Source organism: Gordonia amarae NBRC 15530 (assembly GCF_000241345.1).
GTDB lineage: Bacteria > Actinomycetota > Actinomycetes > Mycobacteriales > Mycobacteriaceae > Gordonia > Gordonia amarae.
In genome coordinates, this window is the sequence record NZ_BAED01000066.1 from 1 (window position 1) to 1,535 (window position 1,535).

The following is a 1,535-nucleotide window of genomic DNA, read 5'->3' on the forward strand; positions in this document are numbered from 1 at the left end:
GCCGGACCCTAATGGGGGTGGATCAGCGTTCTGAAGGCGAGGATGCTGGTCTGTGAGCCTTCCTGGTCGGTGATCACTGCCGGACCCTGAAACGTGTGTGGGATTTCTCGACGAAGACCGTGACCTGACCGGGCGGGGATCGCCTGGGAACGCTCCTGGGATGGCGTGCCCCACCGGCTGGTGGTGAGCACTGATCCATTAGGCCGCGTCGGGTGGTTCACCAAGGCTCGCACCGTTGTTGCTGGTAGAGCAAGGGAAAGCTGAGGTGAGGAACCGTCATGATTTTCGTGGGTAATGACTGGGCTGCCGATCACCACGATGTGTGCGTGATGGATGAGCAGGGCAGCGTGCTGGCGAGCAGGCGGCTGCCCAATGATGCCGGCGGTATCACCGTGTTGCATCAGATGCTGGCCGGGGTGTGCCAGGATGCGGGCCAGGTGATCGTGGGGATCGAAACCGATCACGGCATGTGGGCTGCGGCGTTGATCGGCGCCGGCTATCAGGTGTACGCGATCAACCCGCTGTCGGTGCGCCGGTATCGAGATCGCCACCATCTGGCCGGTACCAAGTCCGACAAGGCTGATGCCAAACTTTTGGCTGACCTGGTCCGCACCGACCGGCACAATCATCGGCCGGTGGCCACCGACAGTGCCGAGGTCGCTGCGATCACGGTGATGGCCCGCGCCCATCAGAACCTGGTGTGGATGCGTGCTGGGCAGCAGAACGTGCTGCGTGCCCAGCTGTGTGCCTACTATCCCGCCGCGATCGAGGCGTTCGGTGAGGATCTGGCACACCATGACTGTCTGAGTGTGCTGCTGCGCGCACCCACCCCCGAGCGGGGAGCCCGGATGTCGTTGTCGGCGTTGAGAGCGACCCTCACACGCGGTGGCCGACAACGTCACCTCGATGAGCGTGCCCGTCAGATCCAGCAGTCCTTACGCGCACAGGGCCATCTGCACACCTCACCGGCCAGCACCGCCGCCTACGCAGCCACCGTGACCGCGACAGTGAACCTGCTGATCTCGCTCAACACCCAGATCAGTGACCTGCAAACCCAACTGGCACAGTCTTTTAGAACGCATCCGGACGCCGAGATCTACCTGTCCCTGCCCGGAATCGGTGACATCACCGGCGCCCGGATGCTCGGCGAGTTCGGGGACGACCCCGAACGCTATGCCAGTGCCAAGTGTCGCAAAAACTACGCCGGAACCTCACCCCGAACCATCGCTTCGGGGAAAAGTCATGCCGTGCTGGCCCGTCACATCCGCAACAATCGGCTCACCGACGCCGCCCTGCGCATGGCCCAAGGAGCGCTCTGCGCCAGCCCCGGCGCCCGCGCCTACTACGACCACCTCAAAACCGGTCAACGCTCACACACCCAAGCCCTGCGCGCCCTGGCCAACCGACTCATCGGCATCCTGCACGGATGCCTGAAAACACGCACCCGCTACGACGAACACACCGCCTGGGGCCACCGCAACACCCTCCCAGCTTGACACCGAACACCCCTGGGATGTCTTCGTGACCCTCGCTCC

General features: G+C 64.0%; 1 protein-coding gene. It reads left to right on the forward strand.

The genetic code is table 11. The annotated features are described in order from the left end of the window. The first annotated feature begins 278 nt into the window (after window positions 1-278). A complete protein-coding gene (locus GOAMR_RS19865; protein ID WP_005192199.1) occupies window positions 279-1,496 on the forward strand; it encodes an IS110 family RNA-guided transposase in 1,218 nt (405 codons plus the stop codon). Window positions 1,497-1,535 lie beyond the last annotated feature (39 nt).

Bases quoted from the DNA above. Each gene is read 5' to 3' on its own strand.
- GOAMR_RS19865 (WP_005192199.1), top strand. From the start codon at position 279: ATGATTTTCGTGGGTAATGACTGGGCTGCCGATCACCACGATGTGTGC.